We start from the raw sequence: 18,074 nt of genomic DNA on the forward strand, positions 1-18,074 counted from the left end.
TTTTCACTTTATGATTATTCTTAACACATTATTAGCTTCTCAGTCTCAATTTTCATGATACCCTTTCCTTTTTGTCAAAAAATCATTATATGTCCGATCAAAATCCAATAAATTAAAACAATAATAAGCGGGGATTATCCATCCCCGCTTATTATTCGTCTACAAATATAAAAGCCTCAATCTTCACATATTTGAATTGAGACTTTTTTCTCCCTATATATAATTATTGCTGATCACATACTTTTGTATCATTCACTACTGAAGTTCCTTCAACGGTTACCGTATGAAAACAATCATTCACTCGAACTGTCACAACATTATCTTGCCGATCAATGATATGATATTCATTAAAATTTTTATTCAGAGCACTGCGAATTTGTTCTCCTTCATAAATTGGGATGCCATGCGATAAAACCCAAATAAGTCCAGCGATAGCAAGAATAGTTTTCATACGATCTACCTCCTTGGGAATATAGTGAACTTTTCATCCATGCTTTTTCAGCTCTACGAATCCTGATTGTAATAAACCAAGCCTTTTGGAAATAAGTTCATTTCGTCTATTTTATGTTTATGCTAATTGTGACCGAATTGTGACAACTTTTTGTCTCTTTAGACGAAAAGTTGAAACAAAACTTTCAAAAAGGACAATTCTACTTGAACAACACAAAAGGCTATGGAGAATTTCCCCATAGCCTTGCGTTTGCATTTTATTAGACAATCACTTTATTAACTAACCTAAAAATGTGGATTCACTCCAATCACTAGCCTTTTAATCACTGGATACATGACTAATAAATCTCAACCCTTTACTTAAAGAAGTCGGCACAACAGATGCATGATTCTCCCCTTCCGCCTCATAAAACGTAAATCTAAACTGATCGTGTTTTACCTGAAGAAGGCGCTTTGATAATTCGTTTGCACCTACAACCATATGCTCTCGTTCTAGTGAACCAACTGTAAGAAATACTCCTGTTTTAACTTTTGCATTGTTTAATTCATTTATAAGATTCTCTTCTTTTTCAAGCACAGATTGGTTATTCCACCAAATAGATGGACTACTAATAAAATAATTTTGAAAGGCATTTACGTTTGTAAATAATATATGTAAAGCAAATAGACCACCTAAAGAATGCCCAAATAGTGTTTGCTTTCCTTTATCAATTTCAAAATTCTTTTCAATTTGCGGCTTCAATTCTTTTTCAATAAAAGTAAAGAAATGATGTGCTCCTCCTGTTTTAGGCCAAGGTTTACCATCTGGTTTTAAAGCCGCATCTTTTGAAATTACGCTAGGCGTAAAATCATAACATCTTTCTTCACCTGAAAATGCCTCTTCAATACGATAACCAATACCTACTATAATGGTTGGTGAAACACCTGTTTTTTCTGCTCTAACTGATTGTATTTTAACTGCTTCATGGAATGTTTGAAAAAAGGCATTGCCATCTAATACGTATATAACAGGATATCCTGACTCTGGTGCTGGCTGTCTCGGCTTTGAAATATGAATTTGATATTCCTGACCTTCTAATTTTGAATACATGTTCCACTGCTCTGTATTAGATGTTATAATCTGCTGTTTTTCAATCGTATTGTTCATCTTATATCCCCCCTTTCTAGCTTGTTACATATATTTCTACTTTTTCTTCTTGAGATACAACGCTATCGTATCCAAAACAAACAGGAGACCCATTATACGGATCAATCATGACACGTGCATCAATATGAAATACTTCTTTTAACACTTCATTTGTAATGATTTCTTCTGGGCTACCAGTTGTAACGATTTCCCCTTCCTTCATTGCAATAATTTCATCTGAAAACCTCGCTGCATGGTTAATATCATGTAGTACCATTACGACCGTACAATTATGCTCTTTGTTTAATTTTTCTACAATTTGTAATACATCTAATTGATGAGACATATCAAGATATGTAGTTGGTTCATCTAGTAGTAACACTTCTGTCTCTTGTGCTAACGCCATCGCTAGCCATACCTTTTGCCGTTGACCGCCTGATAAATTTACAATTTGTCTCGTTCGAAATTCAGAAGTTTTCGTTATATCTAATGCCCAGTCAATCATCTCTTTATCTTTTGAAGTTAACTTATTTACATTATTTCGATGTGGATAACGTCCATAAGAAATTAATTCTTCTACTTTCAGCTCTCCTGGCGCAATTGGAGTTTGCGGGAGTAAGGCTAACTGCTTCGCAATTTCTTTCGTTGGAATTGTATGTAAATCCTGTCCTTGCAAATATACTTTACCGCTCTTTTGCTTTAAAATTCTTCCCATTGTTTTTAACAGTGTCGATTTTCCGCACCCGTTTGGTCCTATAATTGTCGTTACTTTTCCTTCTTGTATTTCCACATTTAAATCGCGAAACACTGTAAGCTTTTCATAACTTGTTTCTAAATTTTTTGCACTTAAAATACTCACTTTTATTCCTCCTCTTACGCTTTCGCCTTATAAAGTAAATATAAGAAATAAGGTACACCGACAATAGAAATAACGATTCCAACTGGTAACTCTACAGGTGTGAAAACTGTTTTTGCAATAAAGTCTGAAGCAATTACAAGGAACATTCCGATTACTCCGCACGTAGGAATGATATGCTTATGCTGAATACCGACAAGTCGTTTCGCTATATGCGGTGCCATTAGTCCAATGAAACCAATACTTCCTGAAACAGCAACACATGCGCTCACAAGTCCAATACTACTTAGTAGTAAAATTGATTTCTCTCTTTCTACTGAAACACCTAAACTTGTAATACTCGTTTCTTCCAATTGAAATAAATCTAATAAATAAGCTTTCTTTTGTATAAGAGGAATTAATATAATAAGCCATGGCAACATAGCAATAATATATTTCCAGTTTGCATTATAAATACTTCCAGACACCCATACTGCAGCCATTTCAAAATCAGTTGACTTCATTTTGAGTGATAAGTACATAGAAAAGGCTCCAAATCCTGATCCAATCGCAATCCCTGTTAATAAAAGACGCTGCGAATCTAACTTACCGTTTTTCCAAGAAAACAGATAAATAATGATAGCTGCACCTAATCCGCCCACTAAACCAAACATTGGCATCATCATAATAGAAACCCAGTCTGTACTTTTTAATTGTCCTTGAAAGAAAAACATAAAAATAACGATGGCTGTTCCTGCTCCGGCATTTACGCCTAAAATACCTGGGTCCGCCAATCCATTTCTCGTAATCCCTTGAATTACAGCACCGGCAACGCCGAGACCTAATCCTACTAATCCAGCAATTACAATGCGCGGAAGACGAAACTCAAAAATAACTAAATCATGGTCTGGCACTGGATCTATTCTAAGGAGTGTTTTAAATACATCTGTAATCGTAATATCAAACGTTCCATTCGTTAAACTTATGTAAATAGCACATAGTATTAAAAATATAATAATCCCCATCGTCATTCCAAAACGTTGACTTGAGCTTTTAAGCATGTCTCTCTCCTCCTCTTGTACGGATTAAATAAAGGAAGAAAGGAATTCCAATTAAAGATGTTACGACTCCGATTGGCGTTTCAAATGGATAGTTTACAAATCTACTTAAAACGTCACATAATGCTAAAAAAACACCACCAATAACACCTGCACATGGTAAAATCCACTTATAATCTACCCCAATTATAAAGCGAGTAATGTGCGGAATAATTAAACCTACAAAACCAACTTTCCCCACTAAAGCAACCGCAGTTCCTGTTAAAAAGATAACTGATAAAATAGCCGTCGCTTTAACTAGTTTTGTACGCTGTCCTAGATTAATAGAAACTTCTTCTCCTAAAGAAAGAATCGTAATAGATTTTAAGATTAACAGAGCTAAAACTATTCCAATTATCCCAAAAGGTATCGTGATTTTAATTATATTAGGATCGACTTGATCTAATTTTGCATTAAACCAAAAACTAACATTTTGAGAAATTTGGAAATATGAAGCCATTGCAGCAGATACACTGCTTAAAAACGTTCCAATAACTGTCCCTATAATTGCTAACCGAACTGGTGATAAGCCATTTTGAAGAAGCGAACCAAAACCAAACACAATACCGGCTCCGAGTGCGGAACCAATCATTGAACATAAAACCATGCCAATTGAGGACATTCCTGGAAGAAAAATCATGCAAAGTGTAATAACAAAGGCTGCCCCATCCGTCACACCCATAATAGAAGGGGATGCAAGATAATTTCTTGTCATCCCCTGCATAAGTGCTCCTGATATGGCTAGAAATGCTCCAACTAAAAGAGCTGCAATTACCCTTGGTAAACGTGAAGTAATAATAATATTATGATTTACATCGCTTGAATCAAAATGAAATAATGCGTTCCACACTGTTTCAGCATCAATACTTTTTGCCCCATACAAAATAGAAAGTATAACTGTAAATAAGATGAGTATGGGTGCTATACATAATATGGTTACTGGTACTGCATTTGTTTTCTGCATATCATTCAACGCACCTTACTTATTATATTATTTAGATAAATTTTTCACTGCTTCTTTTAAGAATGCTGTTTTACTCCAAGCAGTACCACCTTGTGCCATTGGATCAACAACGTTTACAAATACTTTCTTTTCTTTCGCAGCATTCATACTTTGCCAAATTGGATTCTTTTCAATTTCCTCTAGCACTTTCGGATTTTTATTTTCAGTTGTCTCATATTGTAAGAAAATATAATCCGGGTTAAGTTCAGCAAGTTTTTCAAATGAAATTTTCTCTTGTGCTTTTACAGTTTTCAATTGTTCTGGAGCAGTTAATCCAAGATCTTTATAAATTACAGGGTTGAAGTACACTCCTTCTGGATATAAGAATAATTCGTTTGCTCTTAGTCTGATTACAAGGACTTTTTTGTCTTTTAACTTATCTCCTAGTTTTGCTTTTGCTTTTTCAGCATCCGCATTGTAATCTTTAATAATTTTTTCTGCTTTATCTTTTTTACCAGTTAATTCTCCCATTAACTTTAAGTTATATTCCCAATTTGTTGAAACATGTGATACCGGGAATGTAGGAGCTACTTTCGTAAACTTTTCAGCTGTTTCTGCTGGGAATTTCGTACTTGATGTAATAACGTCTGGTTTTAATTGAAGTAATGTTTCGAAATTTGGTTCCATTTTCTCACCAACAGATTTCGCACCTTCTAAATCTTTTTCAAGATACTTCGGTAATTTACCACCAACAGTAATGGCACCAACTGGTTTAATTCCAAGTACTGCTGCATCTTCCATTGACTCTAAACTAGCTGTCGCAATTTTATCTACTTTTGCTGGCACTGTATATTCTTTACCTAAATATGTAATTTTTCGTTTTTCGTCTTTTTTCGTTTCCGTAGCTTTTGTCTGCTGCTTCTGCTCTCCTGAAGTCTTATCCGCACTATTACATGCTGCTAGTCCTACACTTAAAACTGTAACCATCCCTAATGTAAATAACTTCTTATTCATTTATATATATCTCCTCTCGAATTTTCAAAACTATATTCTCAATAAAATTTAACTATATGAAACTTATCTTACATATATATTTCATTAGATTAATAATTCTATCCAGAACTCATTCTCATTCACTTCCCCTAAGCTATAATTCTTTTACACCTCATCCATTGATAATCCTTTTCATTGATAATGATTATCGTTACTAAGTATATATTTAATATGCAATTATTTCAAGAAAGATTTGAAAAATTTTAACAAACTGAATTAAAAAAGAAGTATCCGCCTAACGTTAGGTGGATACTTCTTTTTTTAGAAATTTATATGTAATTCAACTGGGCAATGGTCTGATCCCATTACTTCACTATTAATTTTCGCCTCTGTTATTTGGTCTTTCATTCTTTCGGAAACAACTAAATAATCTAAACGCCATCCAATATTTTTTGCTCTTGCTCCCATTCGATACGACCACCACGAATATGCGCCTTCCTGATCAGGATATAGATAACGATATGTATCAATAAATCCTTCTTCTAAAATACATGTAAACTTCTCTCTTTCCTCATCAGAAAACCCAGGATTTTTACGATTACTTTTTGGATTTTTCAAATCAATTTCTTTATGAGCGACGTTTAAATCACCGCAAAAAATAACTGGTTTCTTCTCACCTAATCGTTTGATATATGCCCTGAAATCATCTTCCCATTTCATTCTGTAATCTAATCGTTCTAATCCTCGTTTTGAATTTGGTGTATATAAAGTTATCATGTGAAAATCTTCGAACTCTAAAGTAATAATTCGTCCTTCTTGATCATGCTCTTCAATTCCTAAACCGTATGTAACAGTAATTGGTTCTTTTTTCGTAAATATAGCCGTCCCTGAATATCCTTTTTTCACAGCATAATTCCAATATGTATAATATCCCTCTAGATTTAAATCGATTTGTCCATCTTGTAATTTAATCTCTTGTAGACAAAATATATCTGCATTAGATTCCTCGAGATATTCTAAAAATCCACCTTTTGCGATAACTGCACGTAAACCATTTACATTCCACGAAATTAACTTCATTTATAGCCCTCCTCTTGATGTTTATTTCCAAATTTCATGCTATCACAAAATAGAAAAACAATCATATTTTCACCTTTGTAATCTTGCTCTTACATTTGTGAATACATACATACGTACATGATTCAGGTTATACTAATTTCAGAGGTGATGTTCTTTGCACAATGAAGGGTTTACGTTAACAAGTGAGCATTGGCAAGCAATTATTCATAATGATTCTTCCTATGATAACAAATTCTTTTATGCCGTGAAATCAACCGGCATCTTTTGCAGGCCGTCATGCAAATCAAGAATACCGAATAAAAACAATGTACGAATTTTTCTTCATGCAAATCAAGCATTAAGTGAAAACTTTCGCCCGTGCAAACGTTGTAAACCACATGGGCTCACTTTACCTAATGAAGAGTGGGTAGAACAAATTAAAAATTATATTGAAAAGCACTTTGACGAATTATTAACTCTCGACATACTTGCGGAAATGTGCCATGGTAGCCCCTTTCATTTGCAACGTACTTTCAAAAAAATAACAGGAATAAGTCCAATAGAATATTTACAACAATTCAGGATTGTTAAAGCAGGAGAATATCTATCAAATACAAATCAATCTATTAAAGAAATTAGTACTGCTGTCGGGATAGAAAACCCGGAGTATTTCGCAACTTTATTTAAAAAGAAAACCGGATTTACTCCTACTAAATATCGAAAAAAGAACGAAATGAAAGAGGGATACAATAATGAGTTCCTACAAAAATAATTATATATATTGGACACTACTTACACATAAAAATTGGCATTTTCATATTGCTGCAACTGAAAATGGACTATGCTTCATTGGATCACAAAACGAAAACTTTGAAGAATTAAATATATGGGCTAGAAAAAAACTACCCCATCATATATTGATCCATAGTCCAGATTACTTGCAAATATATACGAAAGAAATTATCGAGTATTTAGAAAACAAGCGAGAAACTTTTACATTCCCTATCGATGCTTACGGAACTGACTTTCAATTATCTGTTTGGAATACGGTACGTGAAATTCCTTATGGAAACACATATTCTTATACAGAAATTGCTGAAAGACTTCAAAAACCTAAAGCTGTGCGCGCCGTTGCTTCTGCTATTGCTGCTAACCCTCTCCTTATTACTATTCCTTGTCACCGCGTTATTGGTAAGAATGGGAAACTAACCGGATTTAGGGGTGGATTAGAAATGAAGAAAAAATTGCTTACATTAGAAAAGTTACAGGTGGAATTCATATGACAGCAAAATATAATAACGCATTAACTTTAGCAGTTCCAACAGAATTTAGTTTCCAAGAAAATTTGCGCTATCTATCCCGCTCTAACAATGAATGTATGTTTCACATTGAAGATAACAAAATTTATAAAGTTATCCCTGTTCACGATGTAAATCCTTTAGTTGAGATTAGTATGAATACGGATGATACTATTCAAATACGTTTTTTAGGAGAATCCTATATTTCTGAAAAGTGGATATGCAACGCTGTATCTAACTATGTAACTGAATGGTTTGATTTAAATACTGATTTGGCTCCCTTCTATCAATTAGCTAGACTTGATCCACTCCTTCGAGGTCCTATTCAAAAGTTTTATGGACTTCGAACTTTAGGTATTCCTGATTTATTTGAGGCACTTTCCTGGGGAATTATCGGTCAACAAATTAACCTCACATATGCTTATACGCTAAAAAGAAGATTAGTCGAGACATTTGGAAGTTATGTAGAATGGGACGATAGAAAACATTGGATATTCCCTTCTCCTGAAACGATTGCACATTTACATATAGAGGAACTCAAAAGGTTAAAAATGACGACTAGAAAATGTGAATATTTAATCGGGGTTGCAAAGCTTATTACAGAAGGAAAACTATCAAAAGAATCTTTACTACAAATACAAAATATAAAAATCGCTGAAAAACAATTAACTGCTATACATGGCATAGGACCGTGGACTGCCAACTATGTTTTAATGCGCTGTTTACGATTTCCTTCCGCTTTTCCCATTGACGATGTCGGCTTGCACAATGCAATTAAATGCATAACAGGTTCCGAAAGTAAACCGACTAAACATGAAATAAAAGATTTTGCGGCAAATTGGATCAACTGGGAGTCTTACGCAACTTTTTATTTGTGGCGAGTTTTATACTAAAGAACCAAGTAGCACATCCGTACTACTTGGTTCTTTTTTAAGCCTGTTCTTCGAATCGTCTTGCAATTTCTACAATAACTTGAACTGCTTTTTCCATCGTATCTACCGAAACATACTCAAATTTACCGTGATAGTTTTCACCACCAGTGAAAATATTCGGCGTTGGTAATCCCATATATGATAATTGTGATCCATCTGTTCCTCCGCGAATTGGATGAATATTTGGTTCAATGTCTAAACTTTTCATTGCTTCATAAGCAATATCAACAATTTCTCTCACCGGTTCGATTTTTTCAAGCATGTTATAGTATTGGTCATTCATTTCTAAAATGACTGCATCTTTCCCATACTTCTCTTGCATTTGTTTCACAATATTTTCAATGGTATTTTTACGTGTCTCAAAATTTTCACGATCAAAATCTCGAATAATATAATATGCTTTGCTTTGCTCAACATCACCATTTAAAGAGAGTAAATGGTAAAATCCTTCGTATCCTTCAGTATACTCTGGTGCCTCTTCTACTGGTAAATGCCCATTAAACTCCATAGCAAGTTTAGTTGCATTACGCATTTTATTTTTCGCTGTCCCAGGATGTGTATTTGTTCCGTTAAACGTTAACTTAGCACCTGCAGCATTAAAGCTTTCATATTCTAAGCCACCTAATGGACCTCCATCCATCGTATAAGCAAATGATGCACCAAACGCTTCTACATCAAAATGAGCTGGTCCACGGCCGATTTCTTCATCTGGCGTAAATGCCACTCTAATTTTTCCATGCTTAATTTGCGGATTATGTATTAAATAATTCATTGCAACCATAATTTCTGTAAGACCAGCTTTATCATCTGCTCCTAGCAGTGTTGTACCATCAGTTGTAATAATCGTATGCCCTTTATAAGATGGTAATTCTGGGAACTGTTCCGGCGTTAACACAACATTTAGCTCTTCATTTAACGTAATCGCATTACCATCAAAGTTTTCATGAATTTGTGGCTTTACGTTTTTCCCTGTAAAGTCTGTTGCTGTATCTAAATGTGCTAAAAAGCCAATTACGGGAACATCCTTGTCCGTATTAGCCGGAAGTGTTGCCATTACATAACCATTATCATCCATCGTTATCTCTGTTAACCCAATTTCTTGTAGCTCTTCCACTAATAATTTACCAAACTCAATTTGCCCAGGTGTTGTTGGAACTGTATGGCTTTCCTCATTTGATTGCGTATCAATTTTTACATATCTCGTAAATCTTTCAATAAGCTCTTGTTTCAAATTTGTTCACTCCCTTTTATATTTCTTTCTTCATTATAATCCTTAAGACGAAATTTTTTAACTTTTTTGACTCTGAAAGTATATATTCCATTTACATTTTTAAAGATTTAAATAAATCAACAGAAGTCATAACATTTGTACATTTAAACTTTAACATGTAACATTCATAATTATAAAATATAGGAGGTATGAAAGATGAGACTAACCCTCTTTCGCTATTTTCTTTTTTTCTTAGGATTAATTTTCTTTGGCCTTGGAAATGCTCTTGCAGTCAAAGTTAAATTCCTCGGGTTACATCCTTGGGAAGTTTTAAATATGGCCCTCTACCAAAAATTCGGATGGACCATTGGCACGTGGAGCGTCATATGCGGATTATGTCTCGTTCTCATTTCTTTACTAGTAGATCGAAAATATATAAATGTGGGCACATTTTTAAATGCACTACTTATCGGTCCTATTATGGACTTTTTCTTACAATCAAATATTCTTCCAAACGCTACTAATTATTTATGGATAAACTTACTCATTTTATTTTCTGGTATTGCCATTACAGGTATCGGGGGAGGTATGTACGTTGCGGCTGGAATTGGTGCTGGACCTCGTGATGGATTCATGCTTACTATTTCCGACAAAACAGGGTTGTCTATTAGTCGTGCTCGAATCATTGTAGAATGTGTTGTACTAGTTATTGGATTTATGCTCGGTGGTCCTGTTTTTATCGTAACTTTTCTATACACCTTTATTCAAAGTCCAATCTTCCAGCAATCATTTAAGGTGTTTCAAACACTTTTACATACTTTACAAAACAAAGATAAAGTTAGTGAACATATTTAAATTACAACTTAATACAAATCAAACACCCTATTTACGATTCTCACCGCAAATAGGGTGTTTCTTTTTTATTTCATAATTTAAGAATACATACTACTCATTCACAATAAAAGTATATACATCGTCATAAATACAGCCATTTACTTTAACCACATACTTCCCTGGTTTACTAAAACGAATTGTGTATTTATTTAGCTGAATTGCTTCTTTATCTCCAGAAAGAATATCAATGCTTCTGCCACTTAATACATACAATTCATTTAAATTCATCGTTACATCAATTGTATTGAAATTTTCCACTTTCACTTGCTGTGCTTCCGCAACGCTTACACTTGGTTCTAAAAACAGTAGTCCACTTAATCCAATCGTCCCCGCTAAAGCAACTCCCGCAAACTTTTTAATCTTTTTCATCACAATGACCTCCTTATAGATTTTGCGTAAAGGTGATGTCCCCCCTTACACCACAAAGCCTATATGTAATGAAATGAAAAGTAAACGGGGACTGTAAGACAAAATTCTACATCTTTTTCTCCTATTGAATATAAATCCAACGTTTGGAGTTTTGACACATTTAAAATTGTTTCCCTAAACCAATTCCCCCATAATTTATTCAAATACTGAATAATTACTTATTGATTTAACATTCTAAAAATAGTTGATAAAGATGCTTTCTATTGAAATAAAAAAGACTTTGCTATAAAAGTAACTTTTACAACAAAATCCATGCAACTAATTTTATTCAGCTTTCCATAATCTCTCTACATTCATTAATTGTTCTTCTTTAAACTCCATCTTATATATATCCGGTTTTGACGTATTTATTGAAAATTCAAAACCATATTGTTTATCAAAATAGTTCATCATTAATGTCATTACAAGCCCATGTGTGCCAATTACAATTTTTTGCCCTTGAAAATCCATTAATATTTCCTTTAATACTTTCACTACTCTTCTCTGGCAATCTGCATACGACTCTCCTTCCATTCTTGCAAAGTCCGGATTAGAGAACATCTTCTTTACAAGTGGATACACTTCTTTATCTGATATAATCTGATCCTCACTTAAAAATATGCACTCTTTGAGATTTTCATATATTAATACTTCTTTTTCATAGAAATCGGCTGTTTTTTCTATTGTTAACACAGCCCTTTTATACGGACTTGAAATGAAAGTATCAATTTCCTCTGTTTTTAATATATCCGTTACTCTATGAGCGTCTAAACTTCCCTTTTCAGTTAATCCCCGTGTTCTTTCACTCCCTTCTAATTTTGGTGATTCACCATGCCTAACCATATAAATATATGTATTCATACTTCCTCCTTGAAAATATTCATTCGTTTTTTATAAACTTTGCTGATCTGTTCGTCTAATCCATTCTCCTACTAAACTCTCGAATAATTCAGGCTGTTCAATTTGCAAATTATGCCCTGCCCTATCTAACACCGCTAATGTCGCTCTTGGGTAACCATCAATAATTTCTATAATATCTTGATAACCTACCGATATATCTTGTCTTCCGGCTAGTCAACTACCCCCACTGAGATAAAGCGTTTCAGTGGGGGCTTGAGTTCAAACGCTAGGTCTTTTCGTCTATCGCTAGACAGTTTGACGCTCTAGCATTCATGCCACCTTATGGTAACACCCCAAGTATGTTTCTGGTTGGTATTTAAAACGAATAATCGTTCCCCCACTTGCACCACCCTTTCGAAAAAGAGCAATTCTTCCTTACAGAAGAAGCCACCGCTCAGATGAATCTGGCGTGTGCTACAAGCCCCGACAAGTCGAGTACACATGGATGGTTGACGCACCCACTAAGCTATGCACGAAGCAACAGCCTTACGTTTTTGCACTTCTAATAGAATCGGCGTTTTCACTTTAAGACTTTCATCCAATTCTACAACTCTTGATTTTTCCAATGTATTCAGCGCACCATTAATATCAGCATGGATACATGTTCCTGCTTTGCTTTGGTACAGACCACGAGTGATTCGTTTGCCACTAAAGCAATAATGCGTCCTATCATCCTTAGACCAAACAAGAATAGGATCTTTGTCTAGGAAACTAGCTTTAGAAGTATAGCTTTCTTCTTGTTTTAAAAATCGGATACCTTCTTTTATACATTTATTCTCAATTGCCGCAATCAGTTTATGAAAGGGAATTTGAACAAACTTTTGATTATTCTTTTTTCCCATATCAGATTTTTGTTTCCAACCAGTGTTATACCCTACGACAACTGTGTCTATGCCAAATGCTTTCACTTTTTTAAACAACAAGCCTACAGTTTGTGAAATGTAACCATTTATTTGTCGTTCTCGTTTATACCAAAGTGCAGCCATTCTGTTCGTTACAATTCGTTTAGAAAGTCCGTTTTCCACATTTTTCAGTTGGAGATTACGTACCGTTTTGTTGAAGTACTGGTTGATGGATTTTAATTTCTTCCCATCAATTAAGAATGTATCACCTGTATTTGTCACGCAACTTACTAATCTATCTACACCTAAATCGCAACTCAAAGCGTTACTCGTAGTCGTGGATGGTTTCTTCATTTGAGAAACGTGCATCTCATATGTGTAATGCACCTCAAAGAACCGACCTTTTTGCTTCGGTACAATCTCAATATAGGAGATTTTTTTATTTCTTAAGTTTTTAGGCATACGTATTCTAATAGAACCAAATTTTTTTCTGAATGCAACATTCATTGGAATGATCCAATATCCGTTCTCATCCACTTTTGGCACTTGATAGATTTCAATAATTCGTTTGTCAGTGGAACGAGAATAATGCGGGAACTTCGGACGACCTGTGAAAGTTTGAGGTTTTTTCTTCCACTGTTCCAACCCTTTAAAAAAGCTCTTCACTTCTGCATATAAGGCTCTACGAATCGCTTGAACAGAGTTTGATTGCATGCCCCAGTAGTTCATATCAGCTTGCATGGCGGTGTCCACTTCTTTTACAGTAGCAATCTTGTTATTTTTCAGATAACTTTGTTTAATGGTATACAGTCCTACATTTCGCAATGCTTTTGAACTATGCGACATGCGCTGAAGTAAACGAAATTCTTTTGCAGTCAAGCAAGCTCGTCCGATATTTTGTTTCTGCGTGAATCGTTGCATAGTTTCTCTTTTCTTTTGTTTACGTAATACTTTCACTGCTTTCTTTCTAGCCATTGTTTCACCACCTTTCTCAGAGGGATTATTAAAATTATTTTTGCCAAATCAATATTTGGAACGAAACGGGACAAAATGTGAACATGGTCTTCATCATAATTCCTTTTGGCTGAAGTAACCGAATGATTATGATTATCTAATTTCGTTATCTTACAATATACTCCCTCCTTATCTAAGGGCAGATTATATCGCAAGACAAAAAACGAACGTTCGCTATCGAAAAATTGTTATGAATGAAAAAAATGTTTGGTCTGCCTTCTGACGGCAATTCATCTCCACCTGAATTATTTGGTTTCACCCGTAACACAAATCAGATGGAGTCTTCTTGCCGAAAAGGGTAAAAAACCCTCCCTATTTATACATTCCTTTTGAATGGCAACACTATCAAATTTATAAGAATACACGTTCTCAATTTACATCCCCTCATAATTGATTGTCAAATCAAAATTTTCAGACCAAAATAAAAAGCTTCCTTCTATTTTTATTACATAGAAGGAAGCTACTTTAATTTTACCTTATCATAATTTGAAACCTTGTTCTTCTATTTTCATCAACACAATTCTCCAACCGTCTGGATCCTCTATTGTTATCCCCTTATCTTTCCAATATGGGTTTTCTGGTTCGACTTCATCATATCCCATTTCCTGTAGCCTTTTACTCACTTTTTCTATTTCACTATCTTCACTCATATAAAATACAAGTAAATTATCTTTTGTCGGAGCTGGACAAGGACTCCCATCTATATGTCTTGTAAATTCTAAATGATACTCTTCATCTGGGAGTCCAAACATGACCCCATCATAACCTTTATGATCGTAGAATTCACCTATACGTTTTAAACCTAATCCTTTTTCATAAAATGTTGTAACCTCTTCAAACTGATCAGTTGGACGTGCGATTCGAAACTTCACCCAATTCTTCATGCTTTTCCTCCCATACTAAAGATTTCATACATGCTTACGTATTATTGTATATACGTAACGTCTTTTTGAAATCCCTCATTAGTATGAGAATAAATGCATACTAAAGTTTAGTTCATACTTTATAACAAAAACATTTTATATAAAATTGAATGTAGTATCTTTATGCAATTATGCATATTCACTTGCGAACCACTAAAAAACCGTTAATATTCAAAGGATGACTAAATATACAATTTCCATTTAAAATCTTGATGTAATACATACTATCAAACACAATAATTTTTCAATTTTAAGAAGTATTAAACTCTTTATCACTTTCATTATACGCATGATTTTTATAAGGAAATCTGATACAATTCTTAAATAATATTATTATGTATAGATATTACGAATATAGTGCATAATTAAAGAAGGTGATTTCATTGAAATTAAATAAAAATTTACAACTATGTATATTAATTGGAACATTAATATGTTATTCAATCTATTTTATGTTTTTCTATCTGTTCCCCACTCATTTTTCAAATTCAGATGTACGCTTCGCTTCACTTATTGTTGAAGCTATTACATTTGTTTCACTCATTTACTCTATATATTCTAAAAAAGTCAGTTCAAATCCGTTTTGGATATGTATCACAATAGCAATTGGTAGTTTTTTATTAGGGAAAATAGTATATACATATCAAGATAGCTTCTTCGAAATTCCAATACATCGTTTTACTATTTCTGATGTATTTTACATGTTTTTTCTACTCTTCTGTCTTATCGCTTTCTGCTATAAAATCTTAAAAGAATGCGATAAATGGGAAAAAGCGTTCTTTATTTGTGATATATGCATAGTACTTACTTCCATATTCACATTGGAGTGGTATTTATTTAATCAACCAAATTTAAATATATTCTCTCTTTCACTAGGAGATGTTTTCCTTTCATTTCTATATCCAATTGCAGATTTATTATTTCTTCTACTAGGTGTAAGTCTCTTTTTCCGTCCAACAATTTTTAATTCCAAACGGAAAATTTACATCTTTATTTTTGTATTAATAAGTTCTGCAACTTTTAACTATATTTATTTTTACCTAAATAACCATTTATCAACAGAAACAATAACATTATTACGTCTTTTATATAGAATACCTATATTACTTATTGCAATAGCTGGATCTATTTCAGAAGATCATAATAGCCATAAAAATTATTTCATTGTTAACCCTATAATAGGAAAAAAGGCTCTAGTTGTATTTCCCTATCTTGCCGTTGCAATACTAATCGGGTTTACGTTAAAAGAACAAACATCGTCTTCAACTCTCATTACGGGAAATTGTATTACTTTTATTTTCGTACTCATTCGTCATTCTATTGTACGTATGCAAAATAATTCCCTAACCAAACGTTTACAGGTATTTAATGCCCAATTAGAAGAAAAAGTTACTTTACGGACTTCAGATTTAGTTCATAAATCAGAGGCTCTATCTCAAAAGCAACAAAAATTCAAATCATTATATGAATATCACCCTGATCCTATTTTTACAATTGATTTAAATGGCGTATTCTTAAATGTAAATAAAGCTGGAAGTATACTACTTGGAGCACCAACAGACGAGTTACTTGGTGAAACTTGTTTTTCGATTATTTTAGATGAAGATAAACATAAACTAATATCAGCATTAGAAAAAGTGAAACAACAAGAATCGGCATCCTTACAACTTAGTTCTCAATATAAAGATGGCTTTACTTATTTTTTATACGTTACCATCGTTCCTATTATGATAGACGGTCAAATTTCAGGAAGCTATATTATGGTGAAAGATATTACTGCACTAAAAAAACAGCAAGAAGAAATAAAATATTTAGCATTCCATGATACTGTAACGAAAATTGGGAACCGTGCCTTTTTCCATAAGAAATTAAAAAAGGTTATAAAAAGTACTGAAAAAACAGAAAGCGAGTTTGCATTATTATATTTAGACTTAGATCGCTTTAAAGCAATCAACGATACACTTGGACATTCGGCAGGAGATTACATATTAGAAGAAGTTGCAAAGCGATTCCAATCATGTCTTCCATCACATACTCATCTGTCAAGAATCGGTGGTGATGAGTTTACAATCTTAATTGAAAATTATACTGACGAAGATGCTTTATTCGAGTTATGTAACCAATTATTTAAAAGCATAGAAAAGCCGTTTGTCATATATGAGCATACATTAACTTTATCACTGAGTATCGGTATCGCTATTTATCCACACTCCGGAATCGATACCGCTACACTTTTAAAAAACGCTAATGTTGCAATGTATGATGCAAAGACAAAAGAGCTTAACGCTGTCTCTATTTATGACGATGTAATCGCTAAAAAAATTGAAAGACGATTACGATTAGAAAAAGATTTATCAAATGCAATACAAAATGAAGAATTGTTCCTTTTGTATCAACCTCAAGTTGATAGTGAATCTAATAAAATTATCGGTGCAGAAGCTCTAATCAGGTGGAATCATCCTGAATTAGGCGTTATTTCTCCATACGAGTTTATTCCGATTGCAGAAGAAACACTACAAATTATTCCAATAGGAAAATGGACATTAGAGCAGGCTTGTGCGCAAATGAAACGTTGGCACGTACTCGGGTATTCACATTTAAAAATAGGTGTAAATTTATCCGCTAAAGAATTTGAACAAGAGGATTTTGTAAAGTCTATTTCTTCTACTTTAGCAAATACAGGTTTACCAGCAAGTTCTCTCGATCTTGAGTTAACAGAGCGAATTGCAATGATGGATGAGCGAGAAACATTGATAAAATTGCGTACACTAAAAAGTTTAGGGATTCATATTTCAATCGACGACTTTGGTACAGGCTATTCTTCGCTAGCTTACTTACCTTTATATCCAATCGATACATTAAAAATCCCAAGAGAATTTATTACAATGTCTGAAACATGTGACGATGGAATGGAAATTATTAAAACAATCATCACATTAGCAAATACATTAGGAATGTCTGTTATTGCTGAAGGTGTAGAAACGAAAGAACACGTGAATTTCCTTCAAAAAAATAAATGTCAGTTTATTCAAGGTTACTATTATAGTAAACCTATCCATACTAATGCATTTACTGAGCTATTAGAAATCGGGATTCACCCATAGTACATAGCCAATCTGGATAAGTACTAATGAATTTGAACAACTATAG

The 18,074-nt window shown here is 33.7% G+C and carries 17 protein-coding genes and 1 pseudogene; 5 read left to right on the plus strand and 13 right to left on the minus strand.

Going from position 1 to position 18,074, the window contains the following annotated elements:
- Positions 1–223: 223 nt before the first annotated feature.
- The 7 genes from DN390_RS09070 to DN390_RS09100 all read right to left on the minus strand — a co-directional run bounded on the left by DN390_RS09070 (position 224) and on the right by DN390_RS09100 (position 6,524).
- Entirely contained in the window at positions 224–451 is a 228-nt protein-coding gene (locus DN390_RS09070; RefSeq protein ID WP_000849103.1) for a hypothetical protein, read from the minus strand.
- 318 nt (positions 452–769) lie between these two features.
- Positions 770–1,597, minus strand: a complete 828-nt coding sequence (locus tag DN390_RS09075; RefSeq protein ID WP_147807211.1) for an alpha/beta hydrolase — start codon at positions 1,595–1,597, stop codon at positions 770–772.
- A 16-nt stretch (positions 1,598–1,613) separates the two neighbouring features.
- Complete coding sequence (locus DN390_RS09080) at positions 1,614–2,435, minus strand: ABC transporter ATP-binding protein (RefSeq protein ID WP_147807212.1); 822 nt, start codon at positions 2,433–2,435, stop codon at positions 1,614–1,616.
- Positions 2,436–2,449: 14 nt separating this feature from the next.
- Positions 2,450–3,472, minus strand: a complete 1,023-nt coding sequence (locus DN390_RS09085) for a FecCD family ABC transporter permease (RefSeq protein WP_029439532.1) — start codon at positions 3,470–3,472, stop codon at positions 2,450–2,452.
- On the minus strand, positions 3,465–4,472 hold the full coding sequence (locus DN390_RS09090) for a FecCD family ABC transporter permease (protein ID WP_147807213.1): 1,008 nt from the start codon (positions 4,470–4,472) through the stop codon (positions 3,465–3,467). The genes DN390_RS09085 and DN390_RS09090 overlap by 8 nt, the downstream gene beginning before the upstream one ends.
- Positions 4,473–4,499: 27 nt before the next feature.
- Positions 4,500–5,465 (minus strand): iron-hydroxamate ABC transporter substrate-binding protein, encoded by a 966-nt coding sequence (locus DN390_RS09095; RefSeq protein ID WP_147807214.1) that lies wholly within the window; start codon positions 5,463–5,465, stop codon positions 4,500–4,502.
- Between the two features lie 300 nt (positions 5,466–5,765).
- Positions 5,766–6,524 carry an exodeoxyribonuclease III gene (locus DN390_RS09100; protein WP_147807215.1) on the minus strand — a complete coding sequence of 253 codons (759 nt, stop codon included), beginning with the start codon at positions 6,522–6,524 and terminating at the stop codon, positions 5,766–5,768.
- Positions 6,525–6,678: 154 nt separating this feature from the next.
- On the opposite strand from DN390_RS09100, the gene DN390_RS09105 reads away from it, so the two are divergent.
- From DN390_RS09105 to DN390_RS09115, 3 genes are read left to right on the plus strand one after another with little or no spacing between them, the layout of a single operon-like run.
- Positions 6,679–7,275, plus strand: coding sequence for a bifunctional transcriptional activator/DNA repair enzyme AdaA (locus DN390_RS09105; RefSeq protein WP_147807216.1), 597 nt, complete (start codon positions 6,679–6,681; stop codon positions 7,273–7,275).
- Positions 7,256–7,786 (plus strand): methylated-DNA--[protein]-cysteine S-methyltransferase, encoded by a 531-nt coding sequence (locus DN390_RS09110; protein WP_147807217.1) that lies wholly within the window; start codon positions 7,256–7,258, stop codon positions 7,784–7,786. Before DN390_RS09105 ends, DN390_RS09110 begins: the two co-directional genes overlap by 20 nt.
- A complete protein-coding gene (locus DN390_RS09115; protein WP_147807218.1) occupies positions 7,783–8,694 on the plus strand; it encodes a DNA-3-methyladenine glycosylase family protein in 912 nt (303 codons plus the stop codon). Before DN390_RS09110 ends, DN390_RS09115 begins: the two co-directional genes overlap by 4 nt.
- 37 nt (positions 8,695–8,731) lie before the next feature.
- Here DN390_RS09115 and pepT read toward each other — a convergent pair whose 3' ends face one another.
- The gene (pepT, locus tag DN390_RS09120) at positions 8,732–9,964 is read right to left on the minus strand and encodes a peptidase T (RefSeq protein ID WP_147807219.1); all 1,233 of its coding nucleotides are present in this window, start codon (positions 9,962–9,964) and stop codon (positions 8,732–8,734) included.
- Positions 9,965–10,159: 195 nt separating this feature from the next.
- On the opposite strand from pepT, the gene DN390_RS09125 reads away from it, so the two are divergent.
- Positions 10,160–10,798, plus strand: a complete 639-nt coding sequence (locus DN390_RS09125; RefSeq protein WP_147807220.1) for a YczE/YyaS/YitT family protein — start codon at positions 10,160–10,162, stop codon at positions 10,796–10,798.
- A 90-nt stretch (positions 10,799–10,888) separates the two neighbouring features.
- Here the strand turns inward: DN390_RS09125 and DN390_RS09130 are convergent, their stop codons facing one another.
- From DN390_RS09130 to DN390_RS09160, 5 genes and pseudogenes are all read right to left on the minus strand, one after another.
- Positions 10,889–11,206 carry a hypothetical protein gene (locus tag DN390_RS09130; protein WP_147807221.1) on the minus strand — a complete coding sequence of 106 codons (318 nt, stop codon included), beginning with the start codon at positions 11,204–11,206 and terminating at the stop codon, positions 10,889–10,891.
- A 324-nt stretch (positions 11,207–11,530) separates the two neighbouring features.
- Entirely contained in the window at positions 11,531–12,106 is a 576-nt protein-coding gene (locus DN390_RS09135; RefSeq protein ID WP_147807222.1) for a histidine phosphatase family protein, read from the minus strand.
- Positions 12,107–12,136: 30 nt separating this feature from the next.
- Positions 12,137–12,319: pseudogene (locus DN390_RS09140) on the minus strand (alpha/beta fold hydrolase); the annotation flags it as partial.
- A gap of 287 nt (positions 12,320–12,606) precedes the next feature.
- Positions 12,607–13,962: an RNA-guided endonuclease TnpB family protein gene (locus DN390_RS09150; RefSeq protein ID WP_147807223.1), complete on the minus strand. Its 1,356-nt coding sequence runs from the start codon at positions 13,960–13,962 to the stop codon at positions 12,607–12,609.
- Positions 13,963–14,480: 518 nt separating this feature from the next.
- The gene (locus tag DN390_RS09160) at positions 14,481–14,885 is read right to left on the minus strand and encodes a VOC family protein (RefSeq protein WP_147807224.1); all 405 of its coding nucleotides are present in this window, start codon (positions 14,883–14,885) and stop codon (positions 14,481–14,483) included.
- 422 nt (positions 14,886–15,307) lie between these two features.
- On the opposite strand from DN390_RS09160, the gene DN390_RS09165 reads away from it, so the two are divergent.
- Positions 15,308–18,028: a sensor domain-containing phosphodiesterase gene (locus DN390_RS09165; protein WP_147807225.1), complete on the plus strand. Its 2,721-nt coding sequence runs from the start codon at positions 15,308–15,310 to the stop codon at positions 18,026–18,028.
- Positions 18,029–18,074 lie beyond the last annotated feature (46 nt).

The sequence above is a fragment of the Bacillus sp. SH7-1 genome (assembly GCF_008042405.1).
Lineage (GTDB): Bacteria > Bacillota > Bacilli > Bacillales > Bacillaceae_G > Bacillus_A > Bacillus_A thuringiensis_N.

Bases quoted from the DNA above. Each gene is read 5' to 3' on its own strand.
- DN390_RS09110 (WP_147807217.1), top strand. From the start codon at position 7,256: ATGAGTTCCTACAAAAATAATTATATATATTGGACACTACTTACACAT.
- DN390_RS09070 (WP_000849103.1), bottom strand. From the start codon at position 451: ATGAAAACTATTCTTGCTATCGCTGGACTTATTTGGGTTTTATCGCAT.
- DN390_RS09090 (WP_147807213.1), bottom strand. From the start codon at position 4,472: ATGCAGAAAACAAATGCAGTACCAGTAACCATATTATGTATAGCACCC.
- DN390_RS09160 (WP_147807224.1), bottom strand. From the start codon at position 14,885: ATGAAGAATTGGGTGAAGTTTCGAATCGCACGTCCAACTGATCAGTTT.
- DN390_RS09135 (WP_147807222.1), bottom strand. From the start codon at position 12,106: ATGAATACATATATTTATATGGTTAGGCATGGTGAATCACCAAAATTA.
- DN390_RS09150 (WP_147807223.1), bottom strand. From the start codon at position 13,962: ATGGCTAGAAAGAAAGCAGTGAAAGTATTACGTAAACAAAAGAAAAGA.
- DN390_RS09075 (WP_147807211.1), bottom strand. From the start codon at position 1,597: ATGAACAATACGATTGAAAAACAGCAGATTATAACATCTAATACAGAG.
- DN390_RS09125 (WP_147807220.1), top strand. From the start codon at position 10,160: ATGAGACTAACCCTCTTTCGCTATTTTCTTTTTTTCTTAGGATTAATT.
- DN390_RS09085 (WP_029439532.1), bottom strand. From the start codon at position 3,472: ATGCTTAAAAGCTCAAGTCAACGTTTTGGAATGACGATGGGGATTATT.
- DN390_RS09130 (WP_147807221.1), bottom strand. From the start codon at position 11,206: ATGAAAAAGATTAAAAAGTTTGCGGGAGTTGCTTTAGCGGGGACGATT.
- DN390_RS09095 (WP_147807214.1), bottom strand. From the start codon at position 5,465: ATGAATAAGAAGTTATTTACATTAGGGATGGTTACAGTTTTAAGTGTA.
- DN390_RS09115 (WP_147807218.1), top strand. From the start codon at position 7,783: ATGACAGCAAAATATAATAACGCATTAACTTTAGCAGTTCCAACAGAA.
- DN390_RS09100 (WP_147807215.1), bottom strand. From the start codon at position 6,524: ATGAAGTTAATTTCGTGGAATGTAAATGGTTTACGTGCAGTTATCGCA.